This is a genomic window from Cellulomonas telluris (assembly GCF_004886325.1).
Lineage (GTDB): Bacteria > Actinomycetota > Actinomycetes > Actinomycetales > Cellulomonadaceae > Cellulomonas > Cellulomonas telluris.
The window spans coordinates 1-566 of the sequence record NZ_QXFN01000068.1 but is presented as its reverse complement, the minus strand read 5'-3'; the positions used below and the strand labels follow the sequence as shown (position 1 = coordinate 566).

Genomic DNA, 566 nt, shown 5'->3' with positions numbered 1-566 from the left:
CGACGACGTGGCGGCGGCGTTGTTGGCCGTCTCGGGGGCGGCGACGCCCTTGATCGACCCGCGGCCGAACTCCTCGGGCGTCCTGGAGATGCGCTTCTCGGTGGCGTAGGCCGCGAGCGACGACATCACCGCGCCGCCGCCGGGCAGCACACCGAGGAAGAAGCCGATGACGGTGCCGCGCCCGATGGCCGGGGACGCCTCCTTGAGGTCGCGCCGCGAGGGCCAGACGTTGGCGACCTTGGCCGGCACGTGCGGCTTGCCGTGGCGCTCCTCGAGGTTGTGCAGGATCTCGCTGACGCCGAAGAGCCCCATCGCGACGACGACGAAGTCGATGCCCTGGGTGAGCTCGAGGCTGCCGAACGTGTAGCGCTGAGCGCCGCTGAACTGGTCCTGGCCGACCGTGGCGAGGAGCAGCCCGACGGAGGCCGCGATGAGCGCCTTGAGGGAGTTGCCGCTGCCGATGGTCGAGACCAGCAGCACGCCCAGCAGGGCGAGGGCGGCGTACTCCGGCGGGCCGAAGTCGACCGCCCAGCTCGCCACGAGCGGTGCGGAGAGGCTGAGCAGCA

General features: G+C 71.9%; 1 protein-coding gene. It reads right to left on the bottom strand.

Annotated features, from left to right (window positions below):
- On the bottom strand, window positions 1–566 hold a 566-nt coding region (locus tag FB586_RS18770), incomplete at both ends, for a tripartite tricarboxylate transporter permease (RefSeq protein ID WP_168800625.1).